The sequence below is a fragment of the uncultured Shewanella sp. genome, from assembly GCF_947497935.1.
In the GTDB taxonomy this organism is placed as follows: domain Bacteria; phylum Pseudomonadota; class Gammaproteobacteria; order Enterobacterales; family Shewanellaceae; genus Shewanella.
On the sequence record NZ_CANMIO010000006.1, the window covers coordinates 128,761 to 149,324 of the forward strand.

General features: G+C 44.2%; 16 protein-coding genes and 1 riboswitch. Of the genes, 8 read left to right on the plus strand and 8 right to left on the minus strand.

Going from position 1 to position 20,564, the window contains the following annotated elements; genetic code table 11:
- Nucleotides 1-49: 49 nt before the first annotated feature.
- Nucleotides 50-610: a hypothetical protein gene (locus Q1A86_RS09020; RefSeq protein WP_299805617.1), complete on the minus strand. Its 561-nt coding sequence runs from the start codon at nt 608-610 to the stop codon at nt 50-52.
- A 264-nt stretch (nt 611-874) separates the two neighbouring features.
- A complete protein-coding gene (locus Q1A86_RS09025) occupies nt 875-1,435 on the minus strand; it encodes an excalibur calcium-binding domain-containing protein (protein WP_299805945.1) in 561 nt (186 codons plus the stop codon).
- Nucleotides 1,436-1,870: 435 nt separating this feature from the next.
- On the opposite strand from Q1A86_RS09025, the gene Q1A86_RS09030 reads away from it, so the two are divergent.
- Complete coding sequence (locus tag Q1A86_RS09030; protein ID WP_299805619.1) at nt 1,871-3,517, plus strand: BCCT family transporter; 1,647 nt, start codon at nt 1,871-1,873, stop codon at nt 3,515-3,517.
- A 266-nt stretch (nt 3,518-3,783) separates the two neighbouring features.
- Here the strand turns inward: Q1A86_RS09030 and Q1A86_RS09035 are convergent, their stop codons facing one another.
- Both Q1A86_RS09035 and Q1A86_RS09040 read right to left on the minus strand, forming a co-directional pair.
- Nucleotides 3,784-4,140, minus strand: coding sequence for a hypothetical protein (locus Q1A86_RS09035; RefSeq protein ID WP_299805622.1), 357 nt, complete (start codon nt 4,138-4,140; stop codon nt 3,784-3,786).
- 354 nt (nt 4,141-4,494) lie between these two features.
- Nucleotides 4,495-4,773 (minus strand): hypothetical protein, encoded by a 279-nt coding sequence (locus Q1A86_RS09040; protein ID WP_299805625.1) that lies wholly within the window; start codon nt 4,771-4,773, stop codon nt 4,495-4,497.
- A gap of 391 nt (nt 4,774-5,164) precedes the next feature.
- Between Q1A86_RS09040 and Q1A86_RS09045 the strand changes: the two genes are divergently transcribed.
- Nucleotides 5,165-6,124: a tetratricopeptide repeat protein gene (locus Q1A86_RS09045; RefSeq protein WP_299805628.1), complete on the plus strand. Its 960-nt coding sequence runs from the start codon at nt 5,165-5,167 to the stop codon at nt 6,122-6,124.
- A 102-nt stretch (nt 6,125-6,226) separates the two neighbouring features.
- Entirely contained in the window at nt 6,227-6,631 is a 405-nt protein-coding gene (locus Q1A86_RS09050; RefSeq protein WP_299805631.1) for a hypothetical protein, read from the plus strand.
- A gap of 184 nt (nt 6,632-6,815) precedes the next feature.
- Here the strand turns inward: Q1A86_RS09050 and Q1A86_RS09055 are convergent, their stop codons facing one another.
- A complete protein-coding gene (locus tag Q1A86_RS09055) occupies nt 6,816-7,097 on the minus strand; it encodes a pyrimidine/purine nucleoside phosphorylase (protein WP_220765378.1) in 282 nt (93 codons plus the stop codon).
- A 279-nt stretch (nt 7,098-7,376) separates the two neighbouring features.
- On the opposite strand from Q1A86_RS09055, the gene Q1A86_RS09060 reads away from it, so the two are divergent.
- The 3 genes from Q1A86_RS09060 to Q1A86_RS09070 all read left to right on the plus strand — a co-directional run bounded on the left by Q1A86_RS09060 (nt 7,377) and on the right by Q1A86_RS09070 (nt 12,785).
- Nucleotides 7,377-10,643 carry an HD domain-containing phosphohydrolase gene (locus Q1A86_RS09060; protein WP_299805636.1) on the plus strand — a complete coding sequence of 1,089 codons (3,267 nt, stop codon included), beginning with the start codon at nt 7,377-7,379 and terminating at the stop codon, nt 10,641-10,643.
- Nucleotides 10,644-10,845: 202 nt separating this feature from the next.
- Nucleotides 10,846-12,012 carry a BamA/TamA family outer membrane protein gene (locus tag Q1A86_RS09065; RefSeq protein ID WP_299805639.1) on the plus strand — a complete coding sequence of 389 codons (1,167 nt, stop codon included), beginning with the start codon at nt 10,846-10,848 and terminating at the stop codon, nt 12,010-12,012.
- A 2-nt stretch (nt 12,013-12,014) separates the two neighbouring features.
- On the plus strand, nt 12,015-12,785 hold the full coding sequence (locus tag Q1A86_RS09070; RefSeq protein ID WP_299805641.1) for a hypothetical protein: 771 nt from the start codon (nt 12,015-12,017) through the stop codon (nt 12,783-12,785).
- A gap of 44 nt (nt 12,786-12,829) precedes the next feature.
- Here the strand turns inward: Q1A86_RS09070 and Q1A86_RS09075 are convergent, their stop codons facing one another.
- Complete coding sequence (locus Q1A86_RS09075) at nt 12,830-13,090, minus strand: hypothetical protein (protein WP_299805643.1); 261 nt, start codon at nt 13,088-13,090, stop codon at nt 12,830-12,832.
- 238 nt (nt 13,091-13,328) lie between these two features.
- Between Q1A86_RS09075 and Q1A86_RS09080 the strand changes: the two genes are divergently transcribed.
- A complete protein-coding gene (locus tag Q1A86_RS09080) occupies nt 13,329-15,896 on the plus strand; it encodes a hypothetical protein (RefSeq protein WP_299805645.1) in 2,568 nt (855 codons plus the stop codon).
- 382 nt (nt 15,897-16,278) lie between these two features.
- Nucleotides 16,279-17,811, plus strand: a complete 1,533-nt coding sequence (locus tag Q1A86_RS09085) for a TerC family protein (protein ID WP_299805648.1) — start codon at nt 16,279-16,281, stop codon at nt 17,809-17,811.
- A 71-nt stretch (nt 17,812-17,882) separates the two neighbouring features.
- Here Q1A86_RS09085 and Q1A86_RS09090 read toward each other — a convergent pair whose 3' ends face one another.
- Together Q1A86_RS09090 and Q1A86_RS09095 are read right to left on the minus strand one after the other, a co-directional pair.
- The gene (locus tag Q1A86_RS09090) at nt 17,883-19,253 is read right to left on the minus strand and encodes an NCS2 family permease (RefSeq protein WP_299805651.1); all 1,371 of its coding nucleotides are present in this window, start codon (nt 19,251-19,253) and stop codon (nt 17,883-17,885) included.
- 109 nt (nt 19,254-19,362) lie between these two features.
- A riboswitch (purine riboswitch) is annotated at nt 19,363-19,462 on the minus strand.
- Nucleotides 19,463-19,565: 103 nt separating this feature from the next.
- A complete protein-coding gene (locus Q1A86_RS09095) occupies nt 19,566-20,462 on the minus strand; it encodes an EamA family transporter (protein WP_299805654.1) in 897 nt (298 codons plus the stop codon).
- Between the last annotated feature and the right edge of the window lie 102 nt (nt 20,463-20,564).

The following is a 20,564-nucleotide window of genomic DNA, read 5'->3' on the forward strand; positions in this document are numbered from 1 at the left end:
GTGGCTTTGCTTTTTGCTGATATTGTCTTGGTTAAATGGAATATACATATCAGCCTGCCCACGACTCGTTAAACGTTTCAATTGGCACGAATTCAATGCCCGTTGGATCATGACGCATGATCTGATTGACGATATCTTTATGGTAAAAGGTGTGGAACCCCCAAGATGTATCGCGGAACACCAGCCTTTTGTATAGTGGGATCTGCGCTAGCTTATCGGAGTCTATAACAAGTGTTTTCATACCTGATATATAGCCCCGTTTGAATCTTTTAAATGTGCTTTGCTGATGACAAATGACGTCGACTTCATGTGCTAATTGCAACATCATGAAATCGTGTTCACCCAGATCAATCAGCTTTATCGGTATCCAGTTCGCACCATACAATTGCTCTAGTTGCATCAAATCAAACAGGCGCTTAGATATAGCCAGTTCGGGCTCTAATATAACGTCTGGGATCTGATACGCTTGTTTTGGCTTATGTGTTGCGACAACCGGTATTGGGGCACTTGGAAAGGTAAACCGAGTACTAAATGCCGCCTCTTCAAATTCTTCAGCGACTGCATATATGGGCGCAGGCTGGTTCTCTTTTACAAAAAAATAATCACTCATGTTTTAACCTTTAGCTTGTTGGGCTCGATTATCTTACAGCCTGAATGCTTCCTATTTTCTTAAATCACTCGCTGGCCACAACCACACGCATTGCAATTTAAACTGTAGGTTTCTTTGCTTTTGTTAACTTTCGTATTCTTGCTTTGGCTCTCTGTTTCGAGAATTACAGTGTATGTAGGCATCTCTTAAGAAGGCGAATTTGCCATACTCTGGCGTGTAATTAATTGATTATTAGTAATGTTTGCATCGAAGACTAGGCTAATATCACCAGCTGCAATGTTGCCTTTCACAAGGCACACCATCACCATCGCCATCCATTTGAGTGCCGGGGCAGTATTTGATGTAAAACTTGGCTTCATTGCATGAACTCATATGACTGCAATGGGTTTTTCCTGCTTCACAGCGGAAGTTCAATACTGGATTAAGCTTCATTTGCTCAACATCTTTATTGGTCAGTATTGGCGTTGCAGTCATCTCTTCATACTTTTTGAAACCTAGTGTGCCTAGGCCTAACAGGATAAGAAGAGAGATAAGTATGCTGCTGAAAGAGGAAGACTTTGCTTGGTGTTGGCGCTTGCGAGGATGCAGGTTGCTAGCTCTATTCGCAACAACTGCCACGCCTTCAATATTGGCTTTGCTGGCCTTAAGTTTGCCATCGGCTTGGCGCTCGCTATGAAACTGGATTTGGTCGCCCACAACGGGTTTACGAGCCATATGCTTTAGTACCGATATATGAATAAATACGTCGTGAGCATTTACGGCATCAGGCTTGATAAAGCCAAAGCCTTTGTCCTCGTTCCAACGCACTAATGTGCCTCTTTCCATGAGCATCTTGTATGGCTTCCTTGGTATTTATAGCGATTTAAATTTTATTGGAAGATATTACCTGACGCTTGGTTTTTCTGCCTTAACTATGATCAAACTAATTGATTAATTTCAAAGTAAAAATAACTAAAGTTGGCCGTTGCAATCCATCATAAATGGCAAGCTAAATTGCCAGTTAGATTGAATAGGTGCGAGAGGAGATTAAATGCTTGAAATTACTTTTAAATTGAAATAATTCACTATTCCCTAATATTTGCTGCTACTTTTCTGTTATTTGCCTAGATTTTATTCCTACTTTCGTATGTGTTAAAATATCGCCCCTTTTACAGCCTCAACCTTTGCAAACTTGCTATAAGTCTTTGCAATAGCCGAGGAAAATTCACCGTTCAGCTTAAAATTTGCCGCACTAATTTATAGTGTCGGAGCTCATATTTTATGGCTGACGACGACAAAAGCGAATACTTAATGTCGAATTTGACACAATCTGTTGAGCGTAAATCAACTGATGAAAATTACCTTGCGGCACATCCGCCAGAGCGAAGTGACGCATCAACCTCCAACGCCTTTGCCAGCCCTGTACTCTGGTTAAGTGGCGGCTTTCTCGTTCTCTTCGTACTGCTTGCTGTTTTCGACACCTCCGCTCTGTCCAGCGTCATTCAAGTTGGATTCTCTAAAGTCACCCTATGGTTTGGCCCTTTCTGGCAAGTTCTGCTGCTGGCTAACTTTGTTATTGGTCTCTACTTAGCCTTTGCTAGAACTGGTGATGTTACCTTGGGTAACCTTAAAGCGCCGGAAATGGATACCTTCAAATGGTTGGCGATTATCCTGTGTACCCTATTAGCGGGTGGTGGTGTATTTTGGGCTGCCGCTGAGCCTATCGCCCACTTCGTCTCCTCGCCACCGTTTTACGGTGAAGCAGAGGGGCGCACCTTGGCAATCAATGCCTTATCACAGTCTTTCCTACATTGGGGCTTCTTAGCGTGGGCGATACTCGGTAGCTTAGCGGCAATCGTGTTGATGCACCTGCATTACGATAAAGGTTTGCCATTACAGCCGCGCACCTTGCTGTACCCCATTTTTGGCGATAAAGCGCTTAATGGCTGGATTGGCACCCTAACCGACACCTTCTGTATTATTGCAGTCGCCGCTGGCACCATTGGCCCTATCGGTTTCTTAGGATTACAGATCAGCTATGCACTTAACGAACTATTTGGTGTTCAAGACACCTTAATGACGCAAAGTTTAGTGGTGGTGTTTGCCATCGCTATGTATACCTTGTCGGCATTGAGTGGTTTAAGTCGTGGTATCCAGTTAGTCAGCCGCTACAACATTCTGCTTTCAGTTGCGCTCATTATCTTCATTCTATTATTTGGCCCTACCAGCTTCATAGTTGATGGTTACTTGCAGGGCGTAGCGAGAATGGTGAATAACTTTGTGCCTATGTCGCTCTATCGCGGTGACGCTGACTGGCTAAGTTGGTGGACGGTATTTTTCTGGGGCTGGTTTATTGGTTATGGCCCTATGATGGCTATCTTTATTGCGCGCATTTCTCGTGGCCGTACTATTCGCCAATTGATCCTGTCGATTTCTATTATCGCACCGCTGATCACTTGCTTCTGGTTTAGTGTTGTTGGTGGTTCTGGCCTTGCGTTTGAACTTGCTAACCCTGGTGTTATGGCTAATGCATTTGAAGGCTTTAACTTGCCTGGCGTGTTGCTGGCGATTACTTCACAGCTGCCTATGCCGACGCTGATCGCGATACTGTTTTTGATCCTCACTACCACCTTCATTGTCACCACGGGTGACTCGATGACTTATACCATCAGTGTGGTTGTTACAGGGTCTACCGAGCCAAGCGGCGCAATGCGTGCGTTTTGGGGGATATTAATGGGGCTGGTTGCTATTGCATTGATTGCAATGGGCTCGGGCGGTATTTCCGCCTTACAATCCTTTATTGTGATCACCGCGGTACCAGTGTCGTTTGTTTTGCTACCTTCACTGTGGCAAGCGCCTAAAATGGCTAAAGCAATGGCGGAGCAGCAACTTGGTAAAGCAGTGCTTCATCAGCAGGCTAAGCAATAAAAAGCCAATTAATAAATAGCTAATCAGTAAATGGCGAATCAATTAAAGCCAAGCCCTAACGGGGATCTGTATTAGCTTAATTTAAGCCTCGTTACTGCAAAGTGGCGGGGCTTTTTATTGCCTATAGTCGTCCCATACTGTTTTGCTATGTTAAATGTGGATTTCCAGATCCTTGAGCTGGGCTACACTTGCAGCCATCTAGAGTGGCTTATATGCAAAGTGTGCTCACTTGAGTCATAGGGCTGGGGTATAAGGGTTTGCGCGACTTACATCTCTTCTGTAACGTTGCACATGCCTGTAAAGGCTGCTTGATCTGCAACTTGTACCGTGGCGAGCAGCTCGTGATCTGCTAGTGGGTATTGAGTGTAAGCAATATAGGTGGGTGTTTCGCTAATGTCTTGACCATCAACGCCGTCGATACGGTAAATATTATTCATAATTGGTGATGTGTAGCTGCCATCAATACTGACTAAAGCCTGATTTGAGCGCAATATCTCAATATTCTTCATAATGATATCGTCGCTGCCTTTGACCTTACAGATGAGATCGCCTGCTTGGGCTACGCCGCCTAGTGCTGCGATGCTGATGGTTGAACTGATTAATAGTTTGCTCAGTGTATTCATTCAATCTTGCCTCATTAGTTTGTTCATTGTCTGCACTCATACAAATTGGCAATATATGCTGTTAAGTTGAGCGCCTAATTGTTGTAGCCAATACAGGTATTTCAAATACCTATTTAGCAAGGGTAACTAATATGAGCGCCCTAGTGCAATAATAGTTCCCTCTAATGTGCTGTCAATTTGGCATGTTGACAATCTAAATGAATAAATGAGACTTGAGTGCGTTTTTGCTGGTAAGCGATGAGATGTTAGTGCGTCATTAGCGATTTATTAAAGAGCTGAATTGGATGTGTGGGAGCAGGAATAAAGCCTATTTTATATAAGCTTTACTCTGTGGTTACTGCGCTAAAAAGTAGATTACCTGTCCATTGCCCTAACTGCTTTAGCATAAGCCATTAGGCTACCGTCTCGTGGGTATCGCTCAAATATGTCAAACAGGGCTGCAGTTTTGCCTTGCCACTGTTGCTCGTACCAGTCGTGCATATGCTGTTCTTTGTCGTAATATAGCTGGAGAAAGATATCTTCATCGCTAAATACACCAGCGCCTCTGAGCTTATCAATAATGGTAATACCTTGTTCATCCTCATAGACATCTGCTGAAACAGATGTCGTCAGAGTTGGCTTATAGCTATTCAAGATTATTTGCAGCGACTTGTTGTTTTAGTTCATTCATTTTACAGGCAGGCATAGTGACTCCATCACTTAATTACGGTACTAGCCAAGGCTATTTACGTATTAGGTAAGAGTATCGAAATCCTATTGCTCTCCACAGATTAACGCTTGAGTTTTATGACCTATAAGTCATTTATATTAATGGTTACTATCGCGAAGGTGATTTGGCTTTAATCAGTTAAATTAATAGGTTATCTTGCTCGAATTATTTATTACTCAATCTATACATTGGGTCTGGGCTTGGGTTTGGGTTTAACATTCAGAGTTTCATGGTTGATACGGGGAGACTATGCCAAGACTTTTCTTTTGTCGTTTTTCCTTTTTTATGTCTGCGAAGCAAAGCTTCGGAGCCTGTTTGCTAGCAATATTGGCTTTAATCGGCTGTAGCAGCCAGCAAGGCGTGGAGCCACCACAGGTCAATGAATTACAGCCAAAGTTATTTGACCCTTGGTGTGATTATGCCGTGGCTGGGCAGGCTGATGTAGTGTCGTCAGAGTGCATCGACAATGCTAACCAAGGAGACGTTGATGCCGCTACCAACCTCGCGTATCTCTACGCTCAAGGGATCCTTGTCGAGAGAGATATTCTCCGGGCTATGGACTTTTATCGAATAGCGGCAGAAAAAGGCATGCCGGAGGCGCAATATTCATTAGCTGAGTTATATCGAAGCGGTGCCGCTGGGGTCGCGCAGCCTAAACTGGCGCGTTATTGGTATCAACAGCTGGTGCAGCAAACAGTAGAGACATTTCGATACCAGACAGAAGCTCAGTTTATGCTTGGACTGATGTACATGGAGGGCAATGGCGGTGAAAAAGATCTGGTTACCGCCGCGCGGTTGCTTAAGCTAAGTAGCGATAATGGCCACAGTGAAGCGCCATATGTGCTTGGTAACCTTTACTTGGAAGAGTATGCCAACCCTCAACGGGCTGTTGATTGGTACCAGCTGAGTGCTGAGCGAGGCTTTGCCCTAGCGATGCGTCAATTAGCGACTATTTATTTAGAAGGATTATTGGGAAAAGTCGACAGCGTTAAGGCTGAGCAGTGGCTTTTACAAGCGGCAACTCATGGATTGGTTGAAGCGCAAGTAGATCTAGCAACCTTGGAGTATAACGGCGTAAATGGCGAGCCTGATTTAATCAAGATATATGTTTGGTTAGCTGCCGCTCAGCATCAAGGTAATGAAATCGCTACTCAGCGTCTCGCATTTATCACAGGCAAGCTTAATGGGTCGCAGTTAAAGCAGGCGAAAGCGATGAGCCAGCGCTGCATTCAGAGTCAGTTTCAACATTGCCAAGCGTCCACTTTGGTAAATTAGTCTCAAATATTATCTTTTAATTTTTAATCTAGGCCTCAGGTTGGCTGATTATTATGGGTCGATTTATTATTTATCTTTGTCGATATAAGAGGGATTTTCATCTTGGATACACATAATACTAAAGAGACTCGTCGCAAGCCTTTAATTGCTCTTGGAGTCGTGGTTTCTATCGTGGCGCTGTTCGCAGCCTTAGTGATGGTGATGCCGAAAGGATTTAAGTCGACCCATGAAGAGATCGGTACGGGTAAGCCCGCGATTGTGTTTGTCTATGATAATGGCTTAGCGATGAGCAATAGTCAGACCGAGCAAATGAACGAGGCCCGAGATTATCTTGGCGATGCAGTCCATTTTCTGATTGCAACTACGGGCACACCTGAGGGTGATAAACTTATCCGCCAGCATCGTGCTGATTCTGCCGAGCTATTATTATTTGATGCGTCAGGCAAGCTGACAAAAAGACAATATGGCTTGAAAACTGCGGGTGAGCTAGTGAATTGGGTACAGTAAGCTAACTATCACTAGATATAAAAAGCGATTGATAAAAGTGTCTGATAACAGCGAATAGTAAAAGTTACCAAAAAGGCACTAGTAAATAATTTGTAGTAGCAAAAAACCATCCACCTTAACCCATCTTATGGGGTATTGAGTGGATGGTTTACTTGTTTTACAGCTAACGAGCCTAAACTCGGGATTAGCCGTAGATGCAAAGGTATGCAGTTTGGGTTGCTACTTTGACTTGAAACTTAGCATCGCCGATCACATCAAACTGTTCACCAGCGCTGAAAGTTTGCCACTCAGTTTGGCCCGGTAATAGTACCGTTAGCGCGCCAGAGATCACTTGCATCACTTCTGGTGCAGCAGTTCCGAATTCATACTCGCCAACTTCCATTACACCTACCGATGCTGGCTTGTCAGCACCGTTAAAAGAAATAGATTTAACCTGACCTTCAAAATATTCATTTACAGCTAGCATTATTATTCCTCGTGATAAGAATGTTGAACACAGGCTAAACAGCCAGAGTCTAGGCCCTGTGGCTCAACGGCGGGATATTATCACCAATTGCATTATTACCAATAGCTGAATTTGACAGTGATTAGTTGTGCAAGAGTAGTAATAGAGCATAAAGATTCTTAGCGTATAAACAGGGTGATTTTATCCATTATTTCAAAGCTTAATGCTACTCGCGTTGACTTGTTGCAGCTCTGTTATAGAATATTGTTTTCAAGGATTGAATAATAGAGTTGGAATACTATGGGTGGCTTGGACAAGATCAGTAATAAGCGATTTACCATTCGAGTGACAGTGGTGGGGATCTTTATTTTAGCCACAATTGTGACCGCTGTTATTGCCATAGGTTTGCAGTATTACTTTAGTAAAAACATGGCCACCGATGCCGCACTTAAGCTCTATAATCATACCGCTAAAAATACCAGCAGTTACCTCACTCAAGTCGATAATCGGGCGATAAATACCACTCGCTTGCTTTCAAATTTCGACGATATTGTCATCGATGGCGCCTTCAATCCTGAGGTTAGGCAAGCCTTTGCCGATGTCATGCAAATCAATTCATTGTTTTATGCCATCTATATCGGAATGCCCAATGGCGACTTCTATGAACTGATTAATTTGGATGCCGCTCCGAATATCAGAAAGCAACTTAATGCCTCCCATTTAGATCGCTGGGTTATTATCACGATAAGCGGTGAGGGAGCGCTACGTCAAAGAGAGCAGTCCTATCTCGATGAGCAGTTTAATCTACGTGTTACCCATTCCGAAGCTAGCGAATATGATGCCAGAGCCAGGCCTTGGTTTGTCGGTGCGAATCCAAAAAACGTATCTAAGACAGAGCCTTATCTTTTTCAGCATCTGCAATCGCCAGGGCAAACTTATTCGATAAAGTTAGCTGACTCTGAGGCGGTATTAGCCTTAGATATTGCGCTTTCAAGTCTGTCTGACTATCTACTTATGCATGGGGGAGACGCTGCAGAGTTCGATGATAAGAAAATCTATCTCTATAAGCAGAGTGGTGAGTTGATCGCATCGAATCGGGATAGAAAAACTGGCGTTACAATACCTGAGTCTAAACCGTTAACTTTAACTGCCAATCAGCGAGCCTTAGTAGAAAACACCGAGCCCTTGTTAGTCTCTAATGAAACCGATTGGGCGCCGATAGACTTTGCCATATCGGGCATGCCCCAAGGTTATAGCATCGATCTACTTAGCCTGGTGGCCGATATGACAGGCTTAGAGTTGCGTTATATCAATGGTTTTAGTTGGAGTGAATTGACTGAAAGTTATAAAGCTCATGAATTAGATATGCTGCATTCTGTAATAAAAACTGACGAGACGCGTTTACTCGGTGAATTTAGTGAGCCGTTTCTTGAGCTTCCTTATGCACTGGTTACCCAGCAAGGGACGGCGAAGATCACTCATATTGAGCAACTCAATCGTAAACAAGTTGCGATACCTGCAGGGTGGTCGATTATTGAGGTTATTAGGCAAAACTACCCGCAGATTGAGGTAGTTGAGATGCCATCAACCTATGCGATATTACATGCGGTTGAAAAGGGAGAGGTTTTTGCTGCGCTCGATAACAGCATTATTTTGCAGTATACGGCGAAGCAGTTTTTTATTGAGCAGATCCAATATCATGAACGAGTAGACTTCTCACCAATAAAACTCAATACCGGTTTGCATGTTGTGATGCCGACTCACAGAGCGGACATTATAGAGGTGATAAATCTGGCGCTTGCCAATATCACCCCAGAGCAAACCCAAGCATTGAGAGCAAAATGGTTTGGTGAAGGGGTGAAACAAACGTTGCTGACGCAGGGAACCGTTCCCTATGAGGCGCTGATTCACCTTGCAAGTGAGCCTGAAAATCAAAAAAGATTGATCCGCCGTGAGCTTAATGGTGTCGAGGAGTTTCTCTATGTGACCCCTCTTAGAGCTCCCTCAGCGGGAGGTAAGAAGCCTTCAGCGAGAGGTAAGAAGCCTTTAGCGGGAGGTAAAGAGACCTCAGCAGAGGAACGAGATCTTTCTGCTGAGAGTCAAGAGTTCTTGGCAATAGTCGTGCCTACCAAGCAACTACTTGCGACGAGTGTTGAGAAAGTCCAGCAATCTATTCTACTCACCAGTATCTGTTTATTGATTATCTTGCCTGTATCTTGGCTGTTTTCATCACCCATCATTCGCCCAGTAAAATTGCTGGCCATCGAAAATGATAAGATTAAAAATCGTCAATACGATGAGGTGAAGCGGGTTGAAACCAATATTAAAGAGCTGGATGAATTGGCGCAGTCCATGATGGAGATGTCGACTGCGATTCAAACCTATGAAGAGAATCAAAAGGAGTTGATGGAGTCATTTATCAGGCTCATAGCGCAAGCAATCGATGATAAATCTCCATATACTGCAGGGCACTGTAACCGCGTACCTGAACTTGGTTTAATGTTAGCTCTGGCGGCTGAAAAATCAGAGCTTACACCGTTTAAAGACTTTAAATTTAGCTCTAATGATGAGCAGCGAGAGTTTCGTATTGCTTCCTGGTTACACGACTGTGGCAAAATCACCACTCCTGAGTATATCGTCGATAAGGGCACTAAGCTTGAAGCAGTTTATAACCGCATTCATGAAGTTAGAATGCGCTTTGAAGTGCTGTGGCGTGACGCAGAGATAGACTCTCTTAAGCGGCGTTCTTCAGGAGAAGGGTCGAGTGAATTTTATCATGCTGAGCTGGTTGAAAGACGCAAGCAATTGATCGATGATTTTGAGTTTATCGCTAATGCTAATGTTGGCGGCGAATTTATGGACCAAGAGGCCAAAGATCGCCTAGCGCAGCTGGCAGGCATGACCTGGCAGCGTCATTTTGACGATAGGCTGGGCCTATCGCCAGTGGAAGAGCTTAATCTTGTTGAGCGAGAAGCTGAGGACGTTTATCCGGTCACTGAGTCGTTACTAAGAGATAAGCCAGAACATATAATCAAGCGGGTCAACAAGGTGGAGTTTGACCCTAAGTTTGGTATTAAGATGGCGATCCCAGAGCATCAATATAACTTAGGTGAACTCTATAACCTTACTATCTCCCGCGGTACCTTAACGGCGGAGGACAGATTTAAGATTAATGAGCACGTCACCAGTACCATTAAGATGTTGGAGAACTTGCCGTTCCCGCCAGAGCTTGCCAGAGTGCCGCGTTATGCATCGACTCATCATGAAACCTTAAAAGGCACGGGTTACCCACGCAAGCTTAGCGCCGCAGACTTATCGATCCCTGAGCGGATCTTAGTGGTGGCTGATATTTTTGAAGCCCTGACCGCAGCTGATAGACCCTACAAGAAGGCCAAGCCCCTCAGCGTTGCCATCGATATACTGCATAAGATGGCGCTCGATGAACATCTTGATATGGATATCTTTAAGCTGTTCCTTTCAAGCGGGATTTACCTAGAATATGCGCATAAATTCTTAGATTCGGCACAGATAAATGAGGTCGATGTGGCCAAGTATTTACAGCCATAATCGATGAGAAAGCGTGGTTAAATGATGACGGCCAAGTTCTATATCGGACAGAATTTGGCTGCTTTAATCTCTAAGTGAATAAGTTATCAGGGGATTAATGGCTGATTAATCCTTAATCAAAAAAAGTCATTGTTGAATACGCTTGTAATGGTAGAATGCCGCCCCTTAATTCCCATTATCTTCGTTACTGATTAGAGTATTTATGAAACGGATTTTGTTGTTATCCCTATTGGCCTTATCTCATCAAGCCGCGGCAGTTGAACCTTTATTTGAAACACCGAAAGATATGCAGCCGACTTGGGTTGATGACATCTTGTCGGTGTTTGGTGCCGACGGTGAGTTTGATGAAACTAAGCCTATCGATATGAGCTACTTACCAACGGCATATTACACGCCGGAGAAGAAGTTTGGTGTGGGGCTATTGATGGTGGGACTATATAAAACCGATGGTGCGGCCAGCGACGAGCAGCCTTCATCACTGGTGTTGAACTCATTTGTGTCGATGAACAACTCTTATGGCGTCGAAGTTGAAAACATGACCTTTTTCAACGGCGGTAAGCAGCGTTTGCAGCTAGGGCTAGAGCTACATAACGAAGCCGCGGTCTATTACGGTCAAGGTATTGAACAGGGCAATATTGACGCGAATCATCATGAGTTTGAGGAGCAAGTTTATAGCTTTAAGCCTCGCTTTATGACTGAAGTTGCCGATAACTATTTTCTCGGTGTTGGGGCTGACTTTACCTATGCCAGTGCTGAAAAGTTAGAGTTAGTTGAAACAGGGCTGCCTGTGGATTCTGCAGATATTTTACCGAATAACTTTAGCTCGGGTGTGGTGGTAACCAGCATTTATGACTCTCGCGACTATCGACTAAATGCCACTAAAGGTTGGTTATTTCAGATCGACGCCGGTCTTTATCAAAACAGCGAGTACTCATCGTTTTCGACTTACAACCTCGAGTTAGCGAACTATATTGACTTGAGTTCAACCTCTCTGTTGAGTTCTGCGCCAGGGCTTATCGCCTGGCAAGTGCAGGGGCACTTTACCAATGGCGATGTGCCTTGGAACATGTTGCCAGACTTAGGTGGCTCAGGAGCGATGCGTGGCTACATTAAAGGTCGCTACCGTGACGAGCAGATGATGATGAGCCAAGTTGAATATCGCTTACCTATCTTCCAGCGTTACGGCATGGTGTTTTGGGGGGGAGTCGGCAGTGTCGCCTCTAAGGTCAGCGATCTTAATGAGGAGTTGATGACCTCTTACGGCACCGGGTTCCGTTTTAAAATCAAAGACAATATTAACTTACGCTTAGATATTGGTGTAGGTGAAAATGAAACCAATTTCTACCTTAATGTGAACGAAGTATTTTGATCATGCGTGGTTTCTCTGCCCGTTTATCTAGCGCGTTGGGGCTGGCATTAATGCTAGCTTCAGCGAATAACGCCTTTGCTAGCGATGCAAAGACGCTGCCAATAGCACCTTCTGCCACGTCGTTGTCAGAGCCCGTAAAACAGTGCAGTCGTAATGCAAAATACGACATTTACCTCAGTGGTATCCATACCGGCACTATGGATCGCACCGAGACTTGGCAGGGGAAAGCGGCGGTTGTCACCTCAAACAGTCAAGCCAGCATCTTAGGTATTGGTACTAAGTATCAACAAAGGGCTGAGCTAGTTTGGTCGAATGACAGCGGCCAGTGGCTTACCAATAAATTTCATCAGAAGGTGACAGGGTTTCGCGCTAGAGATATGCAAGCGACCTTCAGTGATAACGGCCGTGAATCGCAGGTTGATATTGATGGGGATATCGAAAATTATGTATCGGCAGATATCCCATTACGAGATGTCGATACTTTGGCGATTCAGATGCGTGAATATCTGCTGAAAGGGCGACAACAATTTCGCTTAATCAGGCAAGCTTCAGATGCCATCGAGCCGTATCAATACTATGTGCAAGATCAGGTAACAGCTAACATCGCGCCTTGGGGGGAGTTAAGCTTAATTCCGGTTAAGCAGACCGGTGCCGAAGAAGTGACCTACTATTTTGCGCCCGCTATGGATTATCAACTCGTTAAAGCTCGCTATCACGGCATTATATTACGTGGGCTTATCCAGCTTAATCAATACAGCTCATCCTGTGGCTAAGCTTGTTTCATAAGTAACCTTACCTCATTGGGTAAGGTTACTTGTTATAGCCGCACTGATTTAAAGCTCACATCAATTAAATCAGCCACATCAGCCACGCTAATTACATCAACCACATCAATCACATCAACCACGTCAGTTACACCAATTACACCAATTACACTAATTAAATCAGCCACATCAGTTACACCAATTAAATCAGCCACGCTAATTACATTAACCACATCAATCACATCAACCACGTCAGTTACACCAATTACACCAATTAAATCAGCCACACCAATCAAACCAATTACATCTGTCATATCAATATCGACAGTACAAGCCTCCGTACAGAGTCACTATTCTTTCTCTTGAGTTTAGATTAAGGACTCATTGCGATTTACCCCCTCGACAGGCGCTAAATTGTATTGTGTATACAATGGCTAATCTTTTGATTTATAAAGAACAGTAAGCATTGATTGTTTCGATTGTGATATGTATGTTACAGCTTGGTGTGAGGTTTATGGATACTCGCTTTAACTAACTATGTGAGTTTTAAGGATGAAAAAAGCACTAATAGCTGTAGCTATAATGTCATTAGTTGCCTGTGGCGGCGGTGATGAAACGACTCAAGCGCAGCCCAATACCGCTCCGAAAATGTTGATATCAAATGGCATAGACCATGAAATGATATTAGGCCAAGAAAATAGTGCATTGCCGTTAGCGACATACTTCAGTGATGCCGATGGTGATGTGTTGAGTTACAAGTTGTTGAGTACGGAGTTAGATCTGGTGATTAGCGGCCCATCACTGACTTTCGGCTCGGCGATGACGGCGGGCGTCTATGATGTTCAAGTCATAGCGCTTGATGATAAGGGCGCGCAGTCTCAGCCTCTCACCATTACGTTGAATGTGGTCGATCCCGCCATTCCCGATTTGACCGTTAACGGTGCCAATAAGGCCTATATTGCCAATGAGGTTGTGACCCTCGCGGTTAAGTTGGGCGCAGAAGCTGTCTATCCGATTTCGTACTCCTGGGTGCAAGAAACGGGTCAGACTGTTGAGGTCATTGATACCGATTCGACGACACTAGAGTTTAGTGTACCAAGCGATATCAGCGCGCAAGCATTAAGTTTTAAGCTGACTCTAGAGTCAGATTATGCCAGTCACTCTGAGATGGTTAATCTTGCCGTTTACTCTCCATTGGCGATAGATACGATAGACGCAGCGCTGACCGCCTTTGGTGAGCGAGTTAGATTAGTAACCTCTGGTGGTAACGGTAACGCCTTGAGTTTTACTAGCTCCGATGAGGCGATAGCCAAAGTTGATGAGAATGGTGAAGTGACCCCGTTGAATGCTGGCTCTTTTACGATTCGCGTTACTCAAGAAAGCCTAGACTTGATCCCAGCCCTTGATGCCGAGGTGAATTTAGTTGTTTCAGATCCCGAGGATCTTAGGGTTTATTTAGATGTTCCACTGCAGGTCACCAATGGTGTGAGTGCCTTTTCGGCGCCTAATGTGCCGGCGATTAGTGAAGGCAAAGACACCAGTTTTACGACTTTTGCCAAAGTGAGCTTTGATGATAAAGAGTTGGTGACTGAACTGGAAAATATTGACGGGGTGTGGAGTGGAGTGTTGTTGCATGTCCCTGCCGATAAGTTGCTAACATTAACGACCCATAGTGTTGATTTTGCAGGGGAAGAAACATATCAGCAATCTAAAGAGCTAACCCTAGCGGAAGAGGGAGAGCAGACGGTACAAGTTCAGCAAGTCGCCGTCGAGGTTGAACGCATTGTGTCAACGCCAATCGACCGATGTGAAAACTACGTGGATGATAAGGGAAATATTTATCTCATATCTATGCAGGAAAGTATCGATGCTTCAGGGGTGAAACTTCAAGAATGGGGCTATGAAATTGAGCAGCAATTTATCCGCCATCACGATTGCCAACCAGCCTATATTGAGTACTTTATTTCCGGTAATGTATCAGAGCAAATACACTTCTTGCATGGCATAAACCATAATAACGGTCAGATCTCGTATCGCAGTTATTATGACGCTCTTGATGCTTTTGGCGAGCCGATTAAGAAAATCGAGTCCCGTGAAGATGAGAGTGGGCACAGAGTTGTATTAGATGATCAACCTTCAGTCTATGAGTATTACCCTAGCGGTAGGATCCGAGTTAAACAATGGACTGCTGGTGCTGCTGAGTTATTTGTCCGTGCATTTGGTCCAGATTTAATTACTTATGCCGATGATGATGCATCAACATACAGCAGTATGGTTTGGCATGATGCTGAACAGACCCGTGAAAAAGAGAAGGTATTTAGTTCAGATGGTGGTCCGCAGTGGTGTAGCTATTTAGACCCAAACACTAAACAAGACGTGCTTTACACTCGCTGTGAGTTTGATAATGGCGCAGGGGGCGTTAAGACAGAGCTCGATTTAGATAACCAATATGCTATCGATACCAATGATCAACCTATCATAGAGCCTATTAACGAGTGCCAACACTTTATTGATACAGACGGTACGGTTTACCCCATTCAGCAGCAAACTGACAGTGCCGGTTATGTTACTACGGGTTATGTTAAGGATGGCCAGTATACCTACCATAACCAGTGTGAACCTGCTATGACTCGGTTTTATTCATCGGGTAACCCCGAGCATGCATGGACATTCCGCCAAGGTATAAATACTCACCCTGATGGCTATACCTCGTTTGCTTATTACGACCTTTTAGATGAGGAGGATAAGCCAATACTTGAGATGGAGTCTAAGGTTGAAAATGAGCGGTATGTTATATCGTTCGATGCGCCCTCTGTGGTTAAGTATTTCACTAATGGTGATATTCAATATCAAGCTTGGATGCAAACCAATGACTCAGGTGATTGGGTTTATGGGCGTGATGCTGGGCCAGATGTGATCACTTATGGTTACGGCACAAATGGTTACCAGCAAAAAAATGTTTATTGGTATAGCGAGACAGGACATAGGCTGAAGCGTAAAGACTTCGACGCAGAAGGTGAGCTTGATGTTTGTCATTACTATCAGCTCGATCAATTGGTGCAGTCGGATGAGACATGTTTGAATGAATCAGAATTAGACATCGAATTCGAAATTCAATAATCGCCATTTAGTCTCGTCATTTTCAAAAAGGCCGAGTGATTTTCACTTGGCCTTTTTTGCTGTTTGTTGCCCAGCCATTCGTCTCGAATTAGTTAGCCAAAAACACTCTGAGTAGAGCACTTTCTTATTCTGATAAGTATTAGTCTTGATTATTCCGTGTTAAGTTATTGAAAAATTAGGGTTTGCCTGTTGATTTTTATAGGGGCTTTGAGAATGAGTTGGTACGTTTTGCGATATAAATGGCAAAGTTAAAGTTTAATTAATTATAGATTTTCTGATTTCTCCAATATAAATGCGCTTAATTACTTTAATGCGCTAAATTTTTTAGGAGTTATTGACTGGGCTGATCCACAAGTATCAGTTTTAGAAAATAAAACACACGATGGAATTTCTGCTTGAACCCCAAATTTGGATTGGTTTAATTACCCTGATCATTATCGAGATCGTACTCGGCATCGATAACCTTGTCTTCATTGCAATTCTAGTTAAAAAGCTTCCGCCAGAGCAGAGAGATAAGGCCAGAACCATCGGCTTATTTCTGGCGCTTATCATGCGACTAGGTCTGTTGAGTATTGTGTCTTGGCTAGTTACGCTGACTCAGCCGCTATTTAGTGTCTATGATTTCAGCTTCTCGACTCGAGATCTGATCCTAATTACTGGTGGTCTGTTCCTGCTGTTTAAGGCAACTCATGAGCTCCATGAGCGTCTGGAAGGGGATTTACATCAACAGCAAGGCGCCAATGTGTATGCCAGTTTCGGTGTGATCATAGCCCAGATCTTGGCCCTTGATGCGGTGTTCTCATTAGATTCAATTATTACCGCCGTCGGTATGGTCGACAGCTTAACCGTGATGATGATTGCGGTGATTGTTTCTATGATAGTGATGTTGTTGGCGTCAAAGGCGATTACTAACTTTGTTAATGCGCACCCGACCGTCATCGTATTGTGTTTAAGCTTCCTATTAATGATTGGCTTTATCTTGGTTGCAGAAGGTTTCGGCTTCCATATTCCTAAAGGCTATCTGTATGCTGCGATTGGTTTCTCAATTTTAATTGAGATGTTTAACCAGATGATTAAATCTAGCCACGCTAAACATGCAGAGAGAGTACCTCTACGTCAGCGTACAACCGAGGCTATTTTCCGCTTAATGGGTAATAAACATTACAATGTTCATAATGACGATGAAGGCGCAGAGCCTGCCCCTGTAAGTTTTGGTGATGCTGAGCGTGAGATGGTCACTGGCGTACTGTCGCTTTCAGAGCGTAATGTACGTACGGTTATGACCCAAAGAAGTGAGACTGTTTGGTTAAATACTGAGGACTGCACCGATAAAATTAAGCAGACGATTAAAAATAGTCGCCACCAAAATTTCCCAGTGTGTAGTGGAACCTTGGATAATTTAATCGGTATTGTCCGCAGTAAAGACTTGCTGCTAGGCATTGAAGCGGGTGAAAGTTTGGCGGATGTTGCTGCAGGCTTCCCCGCGTATATTGTGCCAGATAGCATTAACGTGATTCGTTTACTCGATGGCTTTAGAGAGTCAAGAGCGGGCATGGCAGTACTTGCCGATGAGTTTGGTAGCATTCAAGGGATCGTGACCTTGCATGACTTACTCGAGTCGATTGTTGGTGAGTTCCCTGACATTGGTGAGACCCCAGAAATCAGTGTGTGTAACGATGGCTGGTTAGTTAAAGGCTCTACTTCACTGCACGACTTAGAATCTCGCCTAGAAACCATAGGCTTAATCGATAAGCAGCAGGAATACATTACCGTAGCAGGCTTACTATTAACTTTGAACTCAACCATTCCTAAGGTGAGTGACGTAGTTGAATTTGCCAAACTAAAGTTTGAAATCGTTGAAGCTGACGAATTTAAAGTCTCTCTCGTTAAGGTGAGTCATATTCAAGCGAGTTAATTCGTTTTACGCAAAGAAAAGGGTCTGCATTGCAGACCCTTTTTTATTGAATGGTTTGTTCCTTGCTGGGATTAAAGCATTACTAAGTAGGCGATAAAAATCAGAGATAAAGCATAAATGATTGGATGGACTTCACGGCCTTTACCTGCCACCACCATAGCAAATGCGTAACTGATAAAGCCCATCGCCATACCGTTAGCAGGAGAGAAGCTTAAAATGGTGAACATGATAGTGAAGAAGGCGGCAATGCAAGACGGTTTATGGTCCCAGTTTATTTGCCCTAAGCGACCAACCATGTAAATACCGACAACAATCATAGCCGGGGCAACGATAGCGGTGGAAAACATGGAAAATATTGGGTAGCAAAATAGCGCTAGCAGGAATAAACAGGCTGTCGCTACAGCGGCAAGGCCAGTTTTGGCGCCTTGAGCTGACGCGATCCCCGATTCTGAAAAAGCCGTAATTGAGGTGGTGCCCAGTACGCTACCGATAACCGTGCCGCCCGCATCGGCCACTAACGCTGAGCGAGCGTTCGGCACCTTGCCGTCTTTATCGATAATACCCGCGTCTTTACCCACGCCCACAATCGTCGATAGGCCATCGAAGAAGTCGACGATAAAGAAGATGATCACAATAAACAGTAGATCAAATAGCTTATCTACAGTGAGAAATTCAAAGTTGAATACTTTACCAAAGCTCGGCTCTATACTTGGCGGCACGCTAAACCAGTTTTCAGGGATGGGAGCATACTGAGTGCCTAACACTGCATCGCTGATAAGTGTCAGGGTAATAGAGGTCATAAAGGCGATAAAGGTAGCCAGCTTGATATTGCGCACCATACAGCCTACCGCGACAAACAAACTGATAAAGGCGATGGCAACTTGGGGCTGGGTAATATCGCCCATGCTAACCAGAATGATGGGGTTGGCTACGATGATCCCAGCATTTTTAAGCCCGAGGAAGGCGATAAACAGGCCTAGAGAAACGGTGATGGCAAGCTTGAGATCCTCTGGGATCGATTCGATCATCTGTTTGCGAATTTTAGTCATCGAGAAGATCAGATAGACGATGCCTGAGAGGAATATGCCAAATAGCGCTTCGTGCCAAATCAGTGCCACAGAGCTCGATGCTAACATGCCCTTGAAGAAGCCGTTCATGCTCATTCCAGGCGCTAACATCACAGGATAATTACCGAAGAAACCCATTATTAGGGTGGCTAATGCGGCGGCTAATGCGGTGGCGGTAAAGATCGCGCCCTTATCCATGCCCTCAATGCTACCTAAAATCGCTGGATTGACCGCCAAAATATAGCTCATGGCTAAGAAGGTAATAAAGCCTGCGTAAAGCTCGGTGCCAACATTGGCATTGCGCTTAGATAGTTGGAAAGTATTTTCCATATAGCGGGACTGCCCCGCACGTTGAAGTAAGCTAGAGATCGCCACAGTGATGCCTTATTAGTGATTATTGATGCGCTCATTTTCTTAAGCGCTAAGAGTTCAATAAATTTATTGGCAGATACCACTGGGCTGCCAAGTGTTGTAGACGTTTGGCAACGGACGGTGATTGGGCTGTAGTCACAAGATTAGGTCTTGTGGTAGAGACTTCTGGACCAAATTTCCAGCGATATACAGCACAATAAATTGTTGGCGCGGATTGTACGCAGCTGCTGGAGTTGCGCAAACAATTACAATCAAAGTGTGCGATTGATCAATCTTTTGAACAAACAAAAAATAGATAGAATATCAAAGTAATGCTTAGCTTCTACCCGCCGCTGGCTTTGCTATTTTTTGCCTTAGCATTTGGATTAAAGCCGGTGAAATGGAAGCTAAAATCATGCCCGCCATCAGTGCATATTGATGTGGACTATAAGATTCACCCACTAACAGCATGCCACTGATAATCCCAGCGATTGGGTTCGCGATACTGCCAAAGGTAAAATCAACCACACTCATACGCTGCAATAGCCATACGTATAAGCCATAACCGAGTACAGTGTTCAGAAGCACAATCCAGCTTAAGCCAAAACCATTCAAGAGAGTAAACTCGGCAGCCAAATGCAGATACTTATCGGGTGATATCAGCGCCTGACAACCCGAGATAATAAGCAAGATCCCCCCGCCAATAATCAGCTGCCAAGTGAGTACCGTCCACCAGTGAATGCGCGTGCCTAACGCTTTGGTGATGGTGCTACCGATAATAATGCAACTGATGGCAGCGAGCATGGCGGCTAAACCAACAGGGCTCAAGTTGATTGAGCTTGGGTCAAACAGTAACCAAGCGAAGATAATAATCATTGCACCAGACAGGGCTTGCAGCGCATTAGGGCGCTGTTTACTGAACAGCCAATGAAATAGCATGGCAAATACTGGTACTGACACCATACCGACTCCAGAAATGGCTGATGGCAAGGTGAGAGCCATAATAAAAATAAGGCTAAAGAACAGCGCGATATTGATAGCACCGAGTTTAATCAATATGGGCCAGTCGGCTTTGTTCGGTAAGTTAGGCTTAATTACCAACAGGATTAAGCCAGCCGGTAGGGCGCGAATCGCGCCCAGCAAGAGTGGCGGCCAGTCTGGCAAAGTGAGTTGGGTCATTGCATAAGTGGTACCCCAAAAAAATGCGGGGATCATTGCCAGAAAAACATTCATAAACTACCTTTATGTTAAGTATCTCCATGTGGAGATATATTTCATTGTGTGCCCATAATTTATTTTTGTAAAGTATCTTTACGTTAAGCTATATTAGTCCGT